This is a genomic window from Sphingobium sp. D43FB (assembly GCF_002312805.1).
GTDB lineage: Bacteria > Pseudomonadota > Alphaproteobacteria > Sphingomonadales > Sphingomonadaceae > Sphingobium.
Map to the genome: position 1 here is coordinate 1 of NZ_NMUA01000114.1, position 1,627 is coordinate 1,627.

The window sequence follows — 1,627 nt, forward strand, 5'->3', positions numbered from 1 at the left end:
AGCTATGTTCCATCCCGGCACCTCACTATCTAAAGGTGCCGGAGAATGAATCATGGGTGATTCCAGCCAGGCAATGGGCGCGCGGCAGGCCGAATCACGCACGCGACCACTTGTGGGTAAGAGCAAGAACAATCGGACGGTTACGCTGTTTCGCCAACGAACACAGGTTCAATGTCGAGTATGGATACCGGCACGACACCGATAGCTGGACAGAATGAGCCAGCGTTTGTGATGGCTGCATCGGATGCGAACCTCTATCAAATAAAAGCGGCGCAGCTCGCCGTGACCAAGGCCCAGCGTGACGATGTGAAGGCTTATGCCAAACGTGTTCAGACAGAAGCGCAAATCGCCCAGAAAGCTCTCATGGCCGCGCTGCGCAACGATCAGCGGACGATAAAAGCGCCATCGTCATCGCTTTCCTCCGACAGAGCCGCACTCGTGAAGCTGCTCCAGAAGACGCCGCGCGGCAGCTTCGATAATCTTTATCTATCCCAGTCCGCCCAGGTACTGCAGGCGGCATGGGCCATCAACAAAGGCTATGCGCAAGACGGCACCGACCCAGCCTTGAAGCAAGTCGCGGGCACCGCCGTTCCCACACTTGAGCAAGAACTCACCAACGGGAAGGCACTTCTTCCTTCAGCATTGACCGGCGGTCAATGATCATAGTGGCGCCCGTTCTTCACGGGCGCCACTCAATGTGATCGTCATGCCCTTGTGGGCAACTGCTGTTATTTCAAGCGCGGCAACAGTGAACCCCACAGCGGTCGTGTTTATGCTTTCAACCTTGTCTTCAGGATATTGGGCGGATGATGATACTTATTTTTGCCATGGCGGCTCTTGGACAAAGCCCCGAGCAACCCGCCAGAAAAGATGAGACAGTTGACCGCGGTCGGGAAATCGTCACTCAGCCGGCGAAAGATATTGGCGCGGCCAAGACTGAAATTCCAGTTATTCTGGAAAGAGCGCAAGAAAATCCATATGGCCTCTCCGGTTTGAAATCCTGTGCGCAGATCAAGGCCGCAACCACGGAGCTCGATAGCGTCCTCGGACCTGATTTTGCCGTCGGCAACAACAAAAAAGAGAACAGGGCTGGTCGGCTAGCCGAGGCTGGAGGGAAAACTATTGTTAACACAATCATACCGTTTCGGGGCTTAGTTCGGGAGATTTCGGGCGCAGCTCCGGCCGAAAGACGCCTGGCGTCAGCAATCGACGCCGGCTTCGCGCGCCGCGGCTTTCTTCGTGGAACAGCGCTCGCACGGCGCTGTCCGGGCAGTAAAAATTAACGACGAAAGCTGACGCTGCTGACGCTATTGAATTCAATGCCGCTGTGTGAGGCTGCGCATTATCTCGTGAGCTTGGCATTGCAGGGCAATAACTCCGGCGAGACTAACAAGAAAGTACTAGTGGATTGATTCCAACATTTGGTGCCCGCGCCTAACGGCGGCGATGATTTGGTCAGGGTCAGCCTTCCAGACGAAGGGGCGCGGCGCCTCATTATGTTCCTTGATGAAGCGGTTGATGGCGGCCTGCAGATCGACAACGGAGTGGAAGACGCCGTTTTTCAGCCGCCGCCGGGTCAACTTTGCAAAGAAGCCCTCGACGGCATTGAGCCATGAGCAGGACGTCG

Annotated in this window: 2 protein-coding genes and 1 pseudogene; 2 read left to right on the top strand and 1 reads right to left on the bottom strand. The window is 55.9% G+C overall.

The features are described from left to right. Positions 1 to 180 precede the first annotated feature (180 nt). The gene (locus tag SxD43FB_RS23480; protein ID WP_255245887.1) at positions 181 to 660 is read left to right on the top strand and encodes a DUF4142 domain-containing protein; all 480 of its coding nucleotides are present in this window, start codon (positions 181 to 183) and stop codon (positions 658 to 660) included. Positions 661 to 806: 146 nt separating this feature from the next. Next, positions 807 to 1,283: a hypothetical protein gene (locus SxD43FB_RS23485; RefSeq protein ID WP_082919886.1), complete on the top strand. Its 477-nt coding sequence runs from the start codon at positions 807 to 809 to the stop codon at positions 1,281 to 1,283. A 117-nt stretch (positions 1,284 to 1,400) separates the two neighbouring features. Here the strand turns inward: SxD43FB_RS23485 and SxD43FB_RS23490 are convergent. After that, positions 1,401 to 1,627 (bottom strand): annotated as a pseudogene (locus SxD43FB_RS23490) (IS630 family transposase); the annotation flags it as partial.